The following is a 16,844-nucleotide window of genomic DNA, read 5'->3' as shown; positions in this document are numbered from 1 at the left end:
TCTTGATTGTCGCGCCGCAGCGTACAGCTCACGGAGCTTGTGCAGGCACATCTCGATCTAACCGCCACAGCTTGAGAGGATAGTCGTGGCCGATGCTGATGCAAGCAGAGCATTTATCGCATCGATCGCTAGATATGTCGGTGTTGAGAGATGTTATAGTTCAATCAATCGGACGGCATCTGCAGTGTGGGAGACCGAAGCGGGTTTGAATCGCCTGCCGCGAGCTGTAGAGCGTTGTCGCGCAGCCGCTGCTCCCAGCTCGCGACCGCTTCGCCTGCTCCGTGACGCTGTGACCGTAGCCCCTGCAGCAACGCAACGAGGCAGTCGTCGCGTGTTTGCTCAGTGAACTTGCTTGCCTTCGCCTGTGCGTCCGCCTGTCCGGCGAGTTTGTCCAGGAAGGCGTCGGTCAGCTTGGGCACGTCAGTGAGCCTTGAGAGTGGCCACTTCAGGTACGGTCCAAGTCGCTCCATGGCTTCGCGCATGCCCGTCCCGCCGCAGGCCATGCGGTAGGTCAGAAGAGGACCCATGATCGGTCGGCGGAGCCCAAAGGAATAGCAGACCGCATCATCGACCTCCTGGACGGTAGCCAGATCGTCATGCACAAGCCATAGCGCCTCGCGCCACAGCGCCTCCTGCAGCCGGTTCGCAATGAACCCATCGACCTCATTGCGTACCACAAGAGGATGCATTCCGATTGCTCGATAGATCTCAGCTGCTCGCGCTAGAGCCTCGGGTGCGGTATGCCGTCCGGCACACAGCTCAACAAGCGGCAGCAGATATACGGGGTTGAACGGATGCGCGACGAGGAGGCGCTCGGGATGATTCGCGCCGTCCTGGAGCAACGAGGGCCGAATTGAGGACGTCGAGGAGCAGATCAGGATCTCAGATGCCGCCGCCCTGCTGGCGGTCGCAAGCAGCTCGCGCTTTAGATCGAGCCGCTCCGGTGCCGATTCTTGCACAAGGTCAACGCCGTGCACAGCGTCCGCGACCGAGTGCACAACTGTGAGCGCCCCCTCGGCCGGCAGGGTGACTTGCGTCAGCTGTCGATATGCCCGCCGCGCGGCACACAACATCTTCTGCACTCGCTCGACCGCGATAGCCGACGGGCCATACAGTCGCACATCAACCCCATTTAGGAGAAATCGCGCGGCCCAGCCGCCGCCGATCACTCCACCCCCAAGTAGTCCGACAGCGCGCGGTAGCTTCCCAGACATGCTTCTGGTCCTCTCAGGCAGGAACTGCGAGCGCGAGCTTCGTTCGCACCTCGTCTGGGCTCATCACGCGGACATCGATTCGCTCGAGTATCTCGACAGCTCTCTGCACAAGATCAGCGTTCGTCGCCAAACGCCCACGGGAAAGGTACACATTATCCTCCAGTCCCACCCGCACGTTCGCGCCCACCAGTGGCGCCAGCGCCACGTACGGGAGCTGCATCCGCCCGATGGAGAACGCTGAGAAGATGGCGCGAGGTGGTAGCCGATGCACGAGCGCCATCAGCGTGGTCAGATCGTCGGGCGCGCCGTAGCGAATCCCCATGCACAACTGGATTAGCGGCGGATCGTCGATAAGCCCCTGCCCGATGAGATCGTTCACCATGACCAGCTGGCCAGCATCAAAGACCTCGAGCTCGGCGCGAACACCGAGCTCCTTCACGCGCGCAGCCATCGCGCGCAGCGTCGCCGCGCTGTTGACAAAGACGTAATTACTATCGGCGCCCCAGTTCATTGTCCCGCAGTCCAGCGTACAAATCTCGGGATGCAGCTCCTCGACGTGCACGAGTCGCTCGAGCGCGCCCACCATATCCGTTCCCGTAGGATTAGGCGGAAGGGGAGCATTTGCCCCACCAAGCACGAGGTCGCCGCCCATTCCTGAAGTTAGATTGATAACCGGATTAACGTCTGAGTTACGGATGCGCTCGACGACTTCACGATACAGTGCTATATCGCGCGACCCCCGTTTGGTTTCCGGATCGCGCACGTGAATGTGCACCATAGCTGCCCCAGCGCGCGCCGCCTTGATAGCAGAACTGGCTATCTCCTCAGGAGTTATTGGCACGAGTGGACTACGTAGGGTGCCTGCACTACCTGTAACGGCACACGTAATGAATACCTCAGAAATCATATTATCACTTTCCTTTCTACCGAAAGCTCGACCCGTCCGAAGCCGGACCAGGTCGGCAATAACTTTGGTCTCATCATGTTCACTCATTTCGATTCCGGGGCACGACAACGCATGGCCTATAATTCATCGAGCCGCTCTCGTGGAACTCCTGCGACACCCTCTCTTCGAAACGCATTCGCTTCGGTGTCTTCATCGTAGCAATCGGCATGCCGCTCTCGGAATTGCTTGCGCAACTTGTCAGAAGAGAGAGAGGAGGACACGTTCTGGCGGCTTGCTCCTGGACTCACCAAGCGACTTGTCAGACTTCCGACTTCGCCGGAGGCAACCGGACACGATCGGCATGACACATAGGCTCATGTGAGACGGTCGCCACCTTGTTCCCCGAGCTTCAACTGTTGACGATCGGCAGCCGATGCTCGCGAATATCAATCCATCGTCCTTTACCCGATTGTGATTCAATCTTTTGCGTCCGGCTGACCGAGCATGCCGGCTCTCTCAAGCGTCGCATTCACGAAAATGCAGCAAAGTGTAGGCGATTGGGAACTACAGCTCTGGCCGCGCGCCAACCTCAATGAATGCGGGCGCGGCAGCGGTCATCCACAAGTCGACTGCGCCGGGCGCCTCCCTCACGACCGCCAGATCTACACATTACGCGACCTGGTCTACTTCTATTCTCTCTTACCCTGGCCAGCATACTGGTGGGCTCAATGATGGTGGAAAGAACAATCAGATATCCGAGATCCGGATGGTCGGAGGTCCCTCAATATCGCCATCGAACAACCTTGATATTGCATCTTTCGCCGAAATACGATGTTCGGCTCCCTAAAACTCTCCGGAATATCCTCCCAGGGACGCTCGTGCGCACGATCGACAGCACACCTTCGAGACATCGGTTCTCGCGGCGTCAGGCCGGGCTCTCATCAGAGGTGCCGTCCGCGCTGCCACGCCGCGTCGCTGGATACGAACCTATCCATCACAGCCAAGATCGCCTCTTCAAAACAGCCTTTGGATTAGATTGTGGCTGAAACGGATTCGTTGGAGTCCACGCCACCCACCGCTTGATCGAGGTCTTACTCTCAGATCTCGCTAATCGGAGCCCCTCGGCGGGCTCGCAACGCCGAGGTCCGCTCCAACCGGCATTCCATATCCGCGAAATGGACGAGCAACACGACTTCGCCCGACCAGAGTAATGCACTCGGGTCGGACAGCCAGAGCGTGTACGTCAAGCGCCGATTCTATTACATCGCGCAAGCGAAAAGGATTCCAAACCAGAGCGGCGCGCGGAGTGTCTCCGACTAACGTGCGCTGGGGTGGAGGGGCAAAACTCCGTCTTTTACACAGTCTGAGATTGCAGTGCGCGGTTCGATCTCACTCTTCGGGCAAGTCGTCCAACCAGCAAGCAGCGTCGACGTGCTGCCGAGAAAAGATCCTTCCTATCTTTTCGGAAGTCTTGTTTTGGTGGTACCGCATATACAGGCGACCATCTGTTCCCAAGTCAAGGATCTCGATCTTTCCGGTGTAGTGAGACATGATGTATTTGAATGTCTTTTGAATCCCACTGAGACGTTGATTGACGCTGCGCGCAATTTCAAGCCCACGACGGAGAGGCACTTGAAAATGCGATGCACCTTTTACAGGCCTAGCCTGAAAGAGGTAATATGGGCGGATACCCATTTGGTGACATTTGGCGAAGGTCGCCGCCAGGATCTCGGCATCGTCATTGACTTTCGCGAGAAGCACGGACTGGTTGAAGAACTGCACGCCCAGTTCGCGCAAAGAGCGAACCCGCCACTCGGCATCAACCGAGATTTCACCGATGTGATCAAAATGTGTAACTATTGCTGCGGTCTTACCGGATTTATGTATCCTTCGGAACAAATCCGGCAGAGCGCGATCTTCGAACCGCTTGGGCGCAAAAGCGAACATTTTTGTGCCGAATCGAATTGTCTCCAAGTGCGCGATCGGCAGCAGATGATCGAGTATTCTGTCGAGCTTGGCACTGCTGAGCACGAATGGGTCGCCTCCCGATAACAGGACGTTAGTCATCTCAGGGTGAGCGCCGATGTACTGCGCAATCAGGGAGAAATTAGGTGCGATTTCGTCGGAATTTTTGCCTACAATGCGTTTGCGGAAACAAAAACGACAATATGACGCGCAACGGTCCGTTACTAGCAACAGGCCGGTCTGCGCGTACTTGTGCTGTAGTCCAGGGGTGACCGTATTGTCGTGCTCGCCGCTCGTGTCCAAACTGCCAGGGCTCTCACACTCCTTTGCTGAAGGTTCCACAATATGCTTAAGCTGCTCGTAGTAACGGCTATTGGTAATGCGTTCGCGATAGAACTTTGTGACCTGATAGCGCGTGATGCTGCTGGCTTGCAACTCATGTGTACCTAGGACGCGCGTCCCCTCCATGAACTTCATGATCTTAGTGTGGCAGCGTGACTCCAGTTTTGCGGGCAATGATCCAGATCGGCGAATGGAAGCTGCCGGCGAGTTCACCCGCGCGTTCAGATCGGTCTTGGTTGAATTTTGGTCCTTGTCGTCAATCATGATTGCCTCCGCGGTGCGCTGTGTGCCAATCAGCTCCTGGATACATGGATCGTGCGGATCGGCTTCGCTCACATTCCACTCCTTCCAAATATTTAGACATCTCCGACGACCAAACCCCGCGTCCGAGAGCCTCGGTCATCTGGCTCACCGCCTGCTAGAAAACATCCGCAAATCGCTCGATCGTGCTCCTCTCCAACAGTGCCGTCGCGTAAAATAGCCGACCGCGAAACTCGGCGTTGGACCTCATTAACGTAAGCGCAAGATCATGTTGCGCGAAGCGGACGCAAGGGTTCACGCATTCGAGTTTCAGGCCACCTAGCTCCGCCGGCTCGATAACATTGTTTTCACATGCAAACGCTCCCCGGAAGATAGGGCTGTGAGCCAAGGTGCGCGACGAATTGACGAGCTTCAGCACCTGTTCGAAAGGTAGATCTTGGTGCGCCTTGGCCCCCATCGCGGCGGCCTGCACGCGCTCCACCAAAATCTCCAGCGTTGGATCACCCGACAAATCGATGCGCAGCGCCAAAGGATTCACAAATAGGCCGATCAGCCCCTCGATTTCGCAGTACGCCCGGTTCGCACCCGGCGTGCCGATCACCAGCTCATCGCGACCCGACAGCCTCGCTAGTACCAGCACCCAGGCTGACAGCAGCATCACGAATAAGCTTGTGCCAAGATTTCGGCTCAGCGCTTTGATTTGGTCTGTAAGAACCGGGTGTCGCGTAAACTCGACGTCGCCGCCGTAGTGGTCCGGCCGGGATGAACGCGGCCGGCCCGTGGGCAGCTCCAGCACTGCTGGTGCGCCCACCAGTATCCGACGCCAGCATTCCGACTGACGCTGCAACACCTGGCCCGAGACCCAACGGTGCCGCCAAAGCGCATAGTCCGCATACTGCACCGGCAATACCTTAAATCGGTCAGCGCAATTTTCCCGAAACGCATTATAAAGCTCGCAGAGATCCCGCGTGAGGATATTCCTCGACCAAGTATCCGAGACCATCTGGTGCGTAATGACGAGCGCATGGTCGTCCACCGCCAAGCGCACAAGCCGCGCGCGGATCAGCGGACTAAGTTCCAGATCGAATGGCACCTCCACCTCGCGGCTCACGAGCTCGGAGAGCGCCGCCTCCAGATCTGCCGCCCCCGCCAGATGATCCCGTCTCAAGCGAAGTCCGGTATGCGCCGGACCGATCTTCTGAAATGGCTCGCCGTCCTGCGCGCCGAAGGTTGTGCGCAGCACCTCGTGGCGTGCCACCAATCCATCGAGAGCCGACTGCAGTACAGCCTCATCCAGCTGGCCGCGAAGCCGAAGCATGGTATGCACGTGACAATCTTCGCTACCGCCCTTCAGACGCGAGACAAACCAAAGTTGCTGCTGACGCAGCGACAACGGCACGCTCGCCGGACGCGGTATAGCCGAAATTCGCGGAAGCGCAGCTGACTGCGTATCGGCGGCCGCGTCGATTTGGATCACCCCGAATACTTTCATGTGAACCTCTTGGCCGTTGAGATTGACACTGGTAACGGACTTTCAGCGGGTCTCAGCAATCGGCGTGCCAAGAAAGACGAGGACTGACCTGCGTTAAAGCGGACAAATCCAGCGCCGCGTCGACGCACTCCTGTGCCCTAGTCTGTCGGATTCGGAACTTAGATGTGTTGAACTGGACAGTGCCCGCTCGTCCGCCTGGCTTTGGTGCCGGCACGCGCTTCCGCCCGCTGTATCCAGCGGTCATGGTTCTCCAACAATTCTCGCCGCGCGATTCGCTTCGCAAACCAGCTTTGCGATCAAGGGCGTGAGCGTTTTTCGACCTGCTGATAAACCAGCTTTCCACGGCTGATAGACGCTTCACAATCAGCGCGCCCTGCGAGGCTACGCCGAAGATCGACCAGATTGCTTTCAGCGCGGTCGATAACGAACCATTTGATCGGCTACTTTGACCACCGAAAGAGGCCGCGGAAGGTGGTTTGGAGCGCAGCGATCGTGCTGCTGGCCAGCGGTGGACTTGACGGCGGAGGCTGCGGCGGTTGGCAATAGTGTGTTGACCATCCGGCGCAGACGTCAGCGCTTTTGTGGTCAAGGCGTAGACTGACTGCTGCAGGACGTGACCAGACCGTGGTGCCGTCAAGCTGCTGTCCCTAAAACGATCAAGCAGTTATCGGATCAGGCGGGAAGAGCTGGCCGGTGAAGGCGATCTTTTCAGACAGCTGAAGAAGGCGTTTCTAGAGCGCGCAATGGACGTAGGGCTCACGCCCGCATCTAGAACGGGCTGCCCGGACGGCCGTGAGTCGGGGAACAGCCGCGACCGCACGAGCACCAAAGCATTGTTGACAGACGAGGGCGAGATCCGAATCGGCGTGCCGCGCGGCCGTGCCGGCACCTCCGAACCGATGATCGTTGCCAAGGGCCAGACCCGCTTCAACACGCTCGACGAAAACATCATCAGTGTTGCATGGGCTGGACATGAACGGCGGCATATCCGGGCTTCTGGCCGGCTGAGCTCTAGGGCACCACGAATTCCACCTATCTGATCGGCAAATCAGCCATGCGATCTTCAATGACGCCCGCAAATGCAAAACCGACATCTGGAATCGATTTATCCGTTGGTCTTCTTCGACGCGCTCAGGGCTACAATGCGGGAGACGGGGATCAAGAACGAGGAGGTCCTCCTCATGTTGGGAAAGCATGTGCTCCGGCTGTGAATCGAGTCGATCGGAGGCGCCAAATTCCGGCTCAAGCTTATGAGTGGTCTGAGCAAAGGCGGCCCATCCTGCTCGCAGCGGTCAACGGCTTGAAGCGCTTCCCGACTCGATCAACAGACAAAACGATGGTTAAGCCTGTCGTGCATTTGACCCGCAACGGCCTGTATCCCGAAAGCATCGGAAGTGGGTCCAGCCCGAGATCAAAGGCGTTCTACGAGGTTCGGACTGCCGAGCTCGCTCTGCTCAGGCTCGAGATTTCAAAGCCGAGTGGGGCCGGCGCTGTTCCGCCATCAGGGCGTCTAGCACCGGGCATACGAATACATTCCGTTCTTCGCCTTCACTCCGAGATTTCGCAAATGCTCTACGCTACGAGGCGCAGAATCGTTCGGGCGCAAGATGAGCCAGCTTGCTGTCGTTTTGGCGAGGGTTTGCGGAATCAGCGGAGTTAATTCGTGGGCGCACGCCGCTAACCCGACGTGCCCAGAGGCGCTCTCTTACACATGAGTCTGGCGATACCTCTGCTGCGTTTTTACCTAACGGGTTGTGAGCTCCTCGACATGCACTCAGATTGAGGTTATTGGGCAAGCCTCGTCGGAACCACCGTCGAGCTGCGGAACGCGGTCGCGCAACCTCTGTTCCCAGTAAGCGATCGTCTCACCCGCGCCGCAGCCCTGTGTTCGCAGCGCCCGTAGCACGGCCACAAGCGCGTCGTTTCTCCTATCTTCAAACTCAGCTACCGTCCAATTGTCCGTCCGCGCATCTGACTGTTCGGCGAGTTTGCACAGGAAGGCATCATTGTGCTCTGGCACGTCGGTGAACTTCGTCCACGCTGATCTCAGTTCGGGTTGCCATTTGTCCATCAACTCGCGCATGCCGGTCGCGCCCCCGCCGACGCTGAAGGGGCCCAAGACGGCGCGACGTAGTCCGAATGAATAGCGGATTGCGTCATCGATCTCTTGTGTGGTGGCCACATCGTCGTGCACTAACCATAGCGCTTCGCGCCACAGCGCCTCTTGGAGCCGGTTCACGATGAACCCATTCACCTCTTTGCGCACCACGAGCGGGTGCATTCCGACAGCTCGGAAGATCTCCGCGGCGCGCTCCAGCGAATCGGGCGTGGTGCTCGCTCCCCCGCAAAGTTCAACGAGCGGAAGCAGATGCACAGGGGTGAAGGGGTGCGCGACAAGCAGTCGTTCGGGGTATCTCACTCCCGCCGCGAGTAAGGACGGCCGTAGCCCTGAGGTTGACGAGCATATTAGGACACCAGGTGCCGCTGCTTCACTGGCGGCCGCCAGTAGCTGCTGCTTTAGCTCCAGTTTCTCCGGAGCAGACTCCTGAACGAGCTCCACTCCGTAAACGGCGTCCGCGACCGAGCTTACCGGTGCGAGAGTCCCCTCGACCGGCAAAGAGACCTGCGTCAGCTGCCGATACACCCGCCGCGCGCTGCGTAGCACCTTCTGCACGCGTTCGATCGCAGCATTAGAAGGACCATACAGGCGCACGTCGACTCCGTTGAGGATGAATCGTGCGGCCCACCCGCCGCCAATGATCCCGCCTCCCAACAGCCCGACCGCTCGCGGCCGCTTGTCAGACGTTAGTATTGTTTTCTCAGACACCAGACTTTGCCTCCTCACACATATTCCGTTTGGTGCGGGCTTCTTGCGCACCTCATCCTCCACCGCATTCGTCCCGCAATCGCACAGGCAATTGACGGTCAGAGAGCGTTCTCACTGTTTCCGTTCCCTGAAGTCTTGATCAGATCGGATGTAAGTTTTACCTCATGAGTTTACTGCTTTGGGCTAGCGAGCGCGGACTCAGCACATCCAGGTACCGATCGATTGGGTCTCATGGGAACACCTGGGGCATCGCATGGCCCCGGCTCCTCATTTCTAGCAATCCGCGTGCCGCACGCGAATCCGTGCACGAGACGAGAGAGAACACGTGTAGCTCGCAGCTCGCTCTTTGGAATCGCGCTGAGGAGTTAGGTGCGGCAAATCGCTTCATCAGTTGGAGTCGCCGGCCCATGCCGAGGTTGAACGCTGCTTGGACCCCCAGCCCTATAGCGGCCACACAGCTGACGCTCTCGAACATCAGTGGGCGTTCTCCACCCAGTCGTCTAGCCTATTCGATTGGGTAGTTGCACGAGCGAAGCGGATAATAGCTTGTTTCGCTTTCGGACCCTCCAATCCAAGCGTGCTTTAAAGCTGCTTTGGAAGATAGTGGTGAATGCGGGAGAGTTTTAAGTGGCAAGCAATGGAGCCGAATCCGCGGCCCAATCGTACGCTCTTGCCACCCCGGGGCTGTCCGTATAGGAGCAGATGGCGCTCTTGCCCAGCCAACCATCGTCAGCGGAGAACGCGGTCACCTGCGCTATGGAGATCATCGACACAGCCTCGAACCCGAACTTGTCGAAAGGTCTTTCCACGGGGCAGCCGCGCCTCGACGAGATGGCGTTGGACGCGGCGGCGGCCGCGTTCGGCGATCTCGTGCTCGGCAAGGTTAGCGAGGAAGCCGGCCGCGGGCCAGCCTCCGTATCGGACTACTCGGCAAATCGCTGGCACGGCACCTTAACGGCTGGCAGCCGCAATTCGTTGAGAGACAGATTGAGCCGCGCGGTTTCAACGGTGTTGTTCGTGCTCATGCGGCACCTCCGATCTGGCCGACACCGATGAGGCACTCATAGGTGGCGAGCGGTGCGAACTGCACCACGACTTGCGCCACGCGCGCCAAATCGGGAGCGAACTAACCAAGCAGCCGGTTGAGCTCGGGGCGTCGGCCAGCACAAGCTCGGTCGCGAGCTCATCGCTAGTTCGGCCTCGCAGCCGCGCTCATGGGCTAGTGCGAGCAGACCGAGCATGACCCGGCAGGCTTTCCTGTCCGGCAGCGGTTCGCGCAAGCAATCGAAGTTTCGGCTAGGCGTCGCGCGGGAACAGCCGATCACGGTAGACGAGATTGAGCAGCGCAATTGGCTTGCGCCGCAAAGATATGGATCACGTGCCGATAATCGACGACCTGGTCGTGCTTACTGTTGGGATGCGGCCGTCCAAGCGGCGGGGTTGCTAGAATGGCTGCCGCCGAAGAACACGTCGAGACGATCGGCGTAGGCGCCCCCCAGTGGGTGCCTGATCAAATGCGACGAACACCTTGCGCAAGGTGAAGCCACCCGCGGCGCAACAGCAGCGCATCGGCCATCGCGCGGTTGGCATGTTCAAAGCCTTAGTAGGCGGATCCGACGCTCTCCTCCGGCCATCGAGGTACTGAACGACGCATGGGCGGCTGCGCCAAACCCACGAACTGGGCCAGCTGTTCCTAATCCGAGGGCGAGCCTGGGGCCACCAGCAGCGCATAAGGCGGTACCAAGCAGTGTTCCGATCGTCGCTCAAGCTCAACCGACCCCGGGGCGGTCGGTGATTGGCTTACAATATACGCTCCCGTCAACTACCAACGTTAGTGATGGAATTAATCCCGTAAGCATGTCACGGATTGCCGCGTCGTTGATCAAGGATGACTTTGAGGAATTCGCGATGCAAACCGACGATCCGTTCTTGTAACCGGCGATGAAAAACGTTCAAGCTCGTCGACTTGGGCTAACTGGCGATCGACGCCCGCAGGCTCGCGCCAAAAGCTTGTGACTGATTCGATGACGGGCGAACAGTGCCTATACTTCGCAGGCGCCGCAAATGCCGAATGCGCATACTCGGGAAACCTTACGAATCCAAAAGACATTTGCTGCGAACGCGTTTAAGACTAAGGAACTAAATGCCGTGACTGCATTGTTCGAGAGTAACAGACTGCCGGGTGCTCTCTCTTCCCGACTGGCGGTACCCCTGATCGTCGCGCCCATGGCCAATGTCTCTGGGGTGGACCTTGTGACTACCGTCTGCCGGGCGGGAGCCATCGGCGCGTTTCCGACAGCCAACGCCCGATCCGTTGAGGAGCTTGATTATTGGCTCGGCCGGATTGAGCATGATCTCGCTCAGTTGGATAAGGCTGTCGCGCCGCACTGCCCAACTCTCATGATCCGCCACCCACGATTCAAGGATGATCTTGCCTGTCTCGTACGTCACAAGCTGGACATTGTCATAACTAGTGTGGGATCGCCCGCTGCTGCAATCGATGCCTTGCACGAAGTCGACTGTCTCGTGTTCGCGGACATCGCCTCCTTGCACCACGCGGAAAGAGCCATCGACGCCGGCGCGGACGGTTTGATTTTGCTCGCCGCCGGCGCAGGAGGCCATACCGGATGGGTCAATCCGTTTGCTTTTGTTCGCGCCGTTCGCGCCATGTTCGACGGTCCGATTGTACTTGCGGGCGGTATCACAGACGGAACTTCGCTAGCGGCAGCGCGCGTGCTTGGGTGTGATCTCGGTTGCATGGGCACTCGCTTCGTAGTCACCTTAGAAAGCATGGCAAGCGATACCTATCGTCAGATGCTAATTGATAGCACCTTTGATGACGTTGTCTTGACGAGCACATTTTGGGGACTCCCAGCGAACGTGCTGCGGAGCTCAATACTAGCGGCGGGTCTCGACCTCGCAGCACTTGACAAGTCAGTGTCCGAGGCGCGAGCAACCCAAACCGGCAAGACCTCTACCGGAGGAGGGCCGCGCTGGAGCAATATTTGGTGCGCCGGCCACTCCGTTTCTGGCGTGCACTCTATCCTCGCTGCTGCTGAGCTTGTGAAAGAGATCACACGAGAATACGAAGTGGTGTCAACGGGCGCTGCTTGCACTCTCAATCGGCCAGCACGACCACTTCGCAATCAGCGGAATTGGTCGAGAGCCGAGTGAACCTGATGATCTCGGCCAGGCGAGGAAGCGAAATCTCTCGAACGCCTACGGGGTTTCGCGGTCGGCGCGATGTCTCGGTCGGGCGCGTTCGGGAAGGCGGGGTCGGAGATTCGGCGCGGTATTTTTGCGCGCGGGGCGCCGCCCCTGAGAGGCTGATCGATGCATAAAGTGGAACGCGTTTCGCGCCCGAACTCGCACGCTGTTTGTGCTGGCCAAAAGGCAGCCGTTGCAGTCGCGCATCAGCCAAATGGAGCTTCGCCGGCAAGAATTGGCTGGTGCCGCTCAACAGAGGCGAAGTTGCTGGCTGCAAGTCCTACCATTCAGCGGCCGACCTGCCCGGTGAGGCTGACGGCGCTTGGGTCAGCGTCAACCCGGTACCTGACCGTCGAGCAGGTCAAGATGCTGGCCAAGAGCGGTGCCGGCGACGCCTTGTGCCATCGGCCAGCTTCCTCGAAGCTGCAGGCCATGCCAATCATTGTATCGGGTGCCTTCGAATTCGACATACTGGCGCTTGAGCTTACGCGTTCGGACTGCTGCTCAAACGTCGTGCGGTTACCGACCGCTTGCGCATTCGAGTCGGCCCTCAAGATATGCAAGGTGCTGGTTGCAGTCGTTTCCTCGCTGCCCAAGAGAATGCCGGACGAGTACTCAACCGACCTGATAGGGCGGGGCATCATGCCGCCGTTCGGTATATCAGAAGGACTGAGCGCAGCTCAAATGTCGGTCTTTATCGGCAAGAGGTGTAGCAAGCCGCGGACGAAGCCCGCCATGGCCGCGGGTACATCCAACGCCGAACCTGAGACGCTAGGTAAAGATCAGACCACGGTTAGGTTGATGAACGCCATCCTTCCCGTGTCGAAGGTAAGCGCGCCAGCAATGTGGTGGGGGCGTGATGCCGTGCCCGGCGCTCGGGCTAGTGCGCTGAGGTGAAATGAAAAAGGATCGGACCTCGCGGCTGTCGCAATTGAATCCCCGGCGCAACGACTTTGGCTACGAGGACGCCGCACAAGCGCAGCCGCTGTCGTGCTGAGGTTTGGCAACGGCTCAGCATGCCAAGGAGCACGCGCAATTCGAAAGCTGCAGATCATCAAGCTCGGGCTCGCCGCCCGGAGGTGGCATACGGTCGCGGCACAACCATTCACCTTAGATATCCGTCCACAGGAACGAAAATCATGGTCGATTTTTCACTCAGCGACGAACAGCATATGGTCCGGACCTCCATCCGCGCGTTCATTGACAAAGAGATCATTCCCCTTGAGGCCCAGGTTCTCCGCAATGAGCGCCAATGCGGTCGTGGTCTCGAACCCGGGCAGCTGCGAGACCTACAGCTGAAAGGAAAGAGCGCCGGTTTTTGGGGCATCACCACCCCGAAGCAGTACGGCGGCGCCGGACTCGGAGCGATCATGAACTCCATCGTCTATATCGAAAACGGGCGCACTTTCGTTCCGTTCAGGTTCGGCGGATCCGCTGACAACATCCTGTTCTCCGGCACGGAGGACCAGAAGCAGGAATATCTCCTCCCGACTATCAATGGCGAGCGAGTCGGCTGCTTCGCGATTACCGAACCTGACGCAGGCTCGGACGCCACGGCAATTCGCACGCGGGCTGTGCGCGACGGCGACGACTGGATCCTCAACGGCGAGAAGACGTTCATCTCAGGCGGAAGCGAGGCCGACTTCGTGATACTGTTCGCCGTCACCGATCCGAACAAGGGCGCGTCGGGCGGCATTACCTGCTTCCTCGTTGACCGCAACATGGGTTGGCGCTCTCGACCCATCCCGACAATGGGCGAATGGAGCCCGGCATCGCTCGTTTTCGAGGATGTCCGTGTTCCAAATCGGAACATCCTTGGCGAACTGGGATGGGGCTTTAAGCTGGCGATGGAATGGATTGGCGCCAGTCGCTACGAGATCCCGTCAATGGCCGTGGGCGCATCGGAGCGCCTGCTCGATATGGCGATCGAATACTCCAAGCACCGCGTATCCATGGGACACCGTATCGCGGAATACCAAGCCATCCAATGGCAGATTGCCGATTCACACGTCGAAATCGAGGCCGTGAAATACCTGACGCTGCTCGCGGCATGGCAAGCGGAAAACGGACATGACGCGCGGCACGCATCCTCGATCGCGAAACTGACCGGATCGATTGCGGCTAACAAGGTCGTTGATCGTGTCATGCAGATCCACGGCGCGATGGGCTACAGCAAGGAGCTACCGATCGAGCGGTGGTACCGCAATCTACGTGTGTACCGCATTTACGACGGCACTGACGAGATCCAGCGACGCACGATCGCGCGAAACCTCTTCAGAGGTCACGCCAAGCTCGGCGTGATCGGCGCCTAAATAGCGCGGCAAATCAGCCGGCGAGATAGGAGCCATACTCAGCATCGCCGAGCGAACCGTGGACTTTCACTTCGATACACCGGCACGAAGCTCGAAGTTAGCTCGCTTCGCGATTCATCGTCCTGTCGGCGCCTTCCGGGCTTCTGATTCGGTTGGTTCATCATCGGCCTGATCAGGATGACCGCTGACATTGTTTGGCGGCCTCATCGCGGGACATTCCGCTTTCAATCGCTGCCACCGCGCGCTCGCGCCAGTTTGGAGTGGCGATCAGCACAGCGATCGCCTGAACGAAGCGGGTTGATGAGACCGGCAGCGTTGCTCCTGGCCAGATGGGCGGCCACAAGCCAAAGGCGGTTTCGGGCGACCAGGCGGTGTGGCTGTGGCAACGGATTGAGGACGGCGACTTCACCATACGCGGGCTCGTTGCCGATCTTGCCGGGCTTGGCCTGAAGATCGACTATCAGTCTTGTGGGACTTCGGTACGCATACGACGAAGGCCGCCCGATTGACGCGTGCGCGTGAGGGCCGGGTAGCGCTATGAAGGCGTTGCGTGAAGATCAGGCAGCCTGCTGATCGGCGGGCGTGTCGCCTTGGCGCGGGAGCTTCCATTCCCAGGGCAGCAGTTCGTGCAGGCGCGAAGCGGGAAGATCGGCGATACGGGCGACGATATCGGCGAGCCAGGTCTTGGGATCGACATCGTTAAGACGACAGGTGGTGATCATCGTCAGCATGATGGCGGCGCGTTCGGCGCCGCGCTGGCTGCCGGCGAAGGTCCAGTTGCGCCTCCCAAGGCGATGCCTCTCAATGCGCGCTCAGCACAATTGTTGGCCAAGCAGATCCTGCCATCGTCGAGGAAGCGGGCGAAGTCGGCCCAGCGCCTGAGCATGTAATTCGTAGGCTTCAGGACCTCGGAGGAGCGCGAGAGGGTTTCGCGCTCGAGGAGCAGCCAGCCGTGCATGTCGTCGAGCAGCGGCTTGCTCTTTTCCTGGCGCATGGCGCGCCGCTCGTCGGCGCCGCAGCCGTTAATGGCGCGCCCGATCTCGAACACCGCATCGAGGCGTCTGACCGCCTCCAACGCGATCGGGGAGACCGGTTTGCCCCTGTGGCCTTCCCCAGCGTTCTTCTCGATGTCGGCCAGCTCGAAGAAGCCCCGCCGCGCATGGGCGAAGCAAAACGCCGGCGTAATCGGCAGCACCTTCTTCTGCGGATCGAACAACGGCTCGAAGCCGTTGTAGCAATCAGCTTGCAGGATACCGGCGAAGGCGGCCAGATGCTTCTGTGGATGCTCGCCTCGACGGTCGCTCGAGGCGTAATAGACCGCCGCCGGTGGCGCTGGCCCGGCGAAGGGCCGGTCATCCCGCACATATGTCCAGATCCGCCCGGTCTTGCACTTGCCCTTCGCCAGGATGCGGATGGTGGGGTGAGTAGGCCGGAGGGATTTCACCTCCAGCCTCTCGCAGAACCGGGCGTGAGACTCTCGCCTTACCCGGCTCCCATCAGGCAAGCTTGCCGCCGTCGCCGAGCTGCCAGTGCACAAAGAGCCTGCGGTTCTCACGCGCAATCTTCTCCAGAAAGAGACGCGCGCGTCCTAAACGGTGATGGAAGCGCTTGTACTTTCGCTTCAGCCAAATAGCTAACGTCTGGTTGATGTAGCGTGCCAAAGGATAAAGCGCTGAGCGCGTGTATCGCCCATAATAAGCGATCCACCCCCTAACCATCGGGTTTAGCTCGCGAGCAATATCGTCCAGCGTCACCTCGGTTCGCCTGCGAAGTGTCAAGCCTCGGACCGTCGCCCGCATGGCGTTCAGCGCTGGTTTGCTGACCGCTGGGGTGAACCCACAGAACATGTTCTGCGAGTGCGGCCCCAGGACCGATCGTGGCCGGAAGCAATAACCGAGAAAGTCAAACATGACCGTCTCGCTTTTACCTCGGCGTCGATCATCCTTGCAGTAGACGATCCTCGTCTTCGTAGGATGCAATTCCAGGCGGCACTCCGCCAGTCGAGCCTGGAGCGCTTCGCGAACGCTTTGCGCCTCCATCTCATTCCGACAATGTACCAACCCGTCATCTGCATACCGACACCACCTGAGATCGGGGAACATCCGTGCCATCCAGAGATCAAATGCATAATGCATGAAGAGGTTGGCGAGGATCGGGCTCACCACGCCCCCTTGTGGGGTACCGCGGCTTCGCTCGATTATCGTTCCATCCTCTTGCAGCATCGACGCTGTCAGCCATCTTTCAATGTAGAGCAGCGCCCATGCGCACGTCACATGTTTCCGGACGGCCCGCAGCAGAAGCTCGTGGTCGATATTGTCGAAAGACTACTCGACAGACT

The 16,844-nt window shown here is 59.2% G+C and carries 11 protein-coding genes and 3 pseudogenes; 4 read left to right on the top strand and 10 right to left on the bottom strand.

The genetic code is table 11. The annotated features are described in order from the left end of the window. Positions 1-164: 164 nt before the first annotated feature. The 4 genes from FXB38_RS38585 to FXB38_RS38570 all read right to left on the bottom strand — a co-directional run bounded on the left by FXB38_RS38585 (position 165) and on the right by FXB38_RS38570 (position 6,160). Positions 165-1,214: a 3-hydroxyacyl-CoA dehydrogenase NAD-binding domain-containing protein gene (locus FXB38_RS38585; protein ID WP_148756149.1), complete on the bottom strand. Its 1,050-nt coding sequence runs from the start codon at positions 1,212-1,214 to the stop codon at positions 165-167. A 13-nt stretch (positions 1,215-1,227) separates the two neighbouring features. After that, on the bottom strand, positions 1,228-2,121 hold the full coding sequence (locus FXB38_RS38580; RefSeq protein ID WP_148756151.1) for a beta-keto acid cleavage family enzyme: 894 nt from the start codon (positions 2,119-2,121) through the stop codon (positions 1,228-1,230). A 1,368-nt stretch (positions 2,122-3,489) separates the two neighbouring features. Further along, positions 3,490-4,542, bottom strand: a complete 1,053-nt coding sequence (locus tag FXB38_RS38575; RefSeq protein WP_148756150.1) for a KamA family radical SAM protein — start codon at positions 4,540-4,542, stop codon at positions 3,490-3,492. Positions 4,543-4,825: 283 nt separating this feature from the next. Beyond that, positions 4,826-6,160: a condensation domain-containing protein gene (locus tag FXB38_RS38570; protein WP_148756148.1), complete on the bottom strand. Its 1,335-nt coding sequence runs from the start codon at positions 6,158-6,160 to the stop codon at positions 4,826-4,828. A gap of 638 nt (positions 6,161-6,798) precedes the next feature. On the opposite strand from FXB38_RS38570, the gene FXB38_RS38565 reads away from it, so the two are divergent. Further along, complete coding sequence (locus tag FXB38_RS38565; protein ID WP_148756147.1) at positions 6,799-7,200, top strand: transposase; 402 nt, start codon at positions 6,799-6,801, stop codon at positions 7,198-7,200. A gap of 734 nt (positions 7,201-7,934) precedes the next feature. Here the strand turns inward: FXB38_RS38565 and FXB38_RS38555 are convergent. The 3 genes and pseudogenes from FXB38_RS38555 to FXB38_RS38545 form a co-directional block, all read right to left on the bottom strand. Beyond that, positions 7,935-9,038, bottom strand: a complete 1,104-nt coding sequence (locus FXB38_RS38555; RefSeq protein WP_246230458.1) for a 3-hydroxyacyl-CoA dehydrogenase NAD-binding domain-containing protein — start codon at positions 9,036-9,038, stop codon at positions 7,935-7,937. A gap of 615 nt (positions 9,039-9,653) precedes the next feature. Continuing rightward, positions 9,654-10,012, bottom strand: a pseudogene (locus FXB38_RS45195) (P-loop NTPase family protein); the annotation flags it as partial. Next, positions 10,009-10,541, bottom strand: a pseudogene (locus FXB38_RS38545) (IS21 family transposase); the annotation flags it as partial. The pseudogenes FXB38_RS38545 and FXB38_RS45195, both read right to left, overlap by 4 nt. Before the next feature lie 594 nt (positions 10,542-11,135). Here FXB38_RS38545 and FXB38_RS38540 point away from each other — a divergent pair. The 3 genes from FXB38_RS38540 (at position 11,136) to FXB38_RS38530 (ending at position 14,506) form a co-directional block, all read left to right on the top strand. Next, positions 11,136-12,161 (top strand): NAD(P)H-dependent flavin oxidoreductase, encoded by a 1,026-nt coding sequence (locus tag FXB38_RS38540; protein ID WP_148756144.1) that lies wholly within the window; start codon positions 11,136-11,138, stop codon positions 12,159-12,161. A 399-nt stretch (positions 12,162-12,560) separates the two neighbouring features. Beyond that, positions 12,561-13,091, top strand: a complete 531-nt coding sequence (locus FXB38_RS38535; protein ID WP_148756143.1) for a hypothetical protein — start codon at positions 12,561-12,563, stop codon at positions 13,089-13,091. A 242-nt stretch (positions 13,092-13,333) separates the two neighbouring features. Further along, entirely contained in the window at positions 13,334-14,506 is a 1,173-nt protein-coding gene (locus FXB38_RS38530) for an acyl-CoA dehydrogenase family protein (protein WP_148756142.1), read from the top strand. A gap of 172 nt (positions 14,507-14,678) precedes the next feature. Here the strand turns inward: FXB38_RS38530 and FXB38_RS38525 are convergent, their stop codons facing one another. From FXB38_RS38525 to FXB38_RS45190, 3 genes and pseudogenes are all read right to left on the bottom strand, one after another. Beyond that, positions 14,679-14,918 carry a hypothetical protein gene (locus FXB38_RS38525; RefSeq protein WP_148756141.1) on the bottom strand — a complete coding sequence of 80 codons (240 nt, stop codon included), beginning with the start codon at positions 14,916-14,918 and terminating at the stop codon, positions 14,679-14,681. Positions 14,919-15,063: 145 nt separating this feature from the next. Beyond that, a pseudogene (tnpC, locus tag FXB38_RS38520) lies at positions 15,064-16,025 on the bottom strand (IS66 family transposase); the annotation flags it as partial. Continuing rightward, on the bottom strand, positions 16,003-16,779 hold the full coding sequence (locus tag FXB38_RS45190) for a reverse transcriptase domain-containing protein (protein WP_430640212.1): 777 nt from the start codon (positions 16,777-16,779) through the stop codon (positions 16,003-16,005). The pseudogene tnpC and the gene FXB38_RS45190, both read right to left, overlap by 23 nt. Positions 16,780-16,844: the final 65 nt, after the last annotated feature.

This window comes from Bradyrhizobium cytisi, from assembly GCF_008123515.1.
Classification (GTDB): Bacteria; Pseudomonadota; Alphaproteobacteria; order Rhizobiales; family Xanthobacteraceae; genus Bradyrhizobium; species Bradyrhizobium cytisi.
This window is presented reverse-complemented; position numbering and strand designations above follow the sequence as displayed.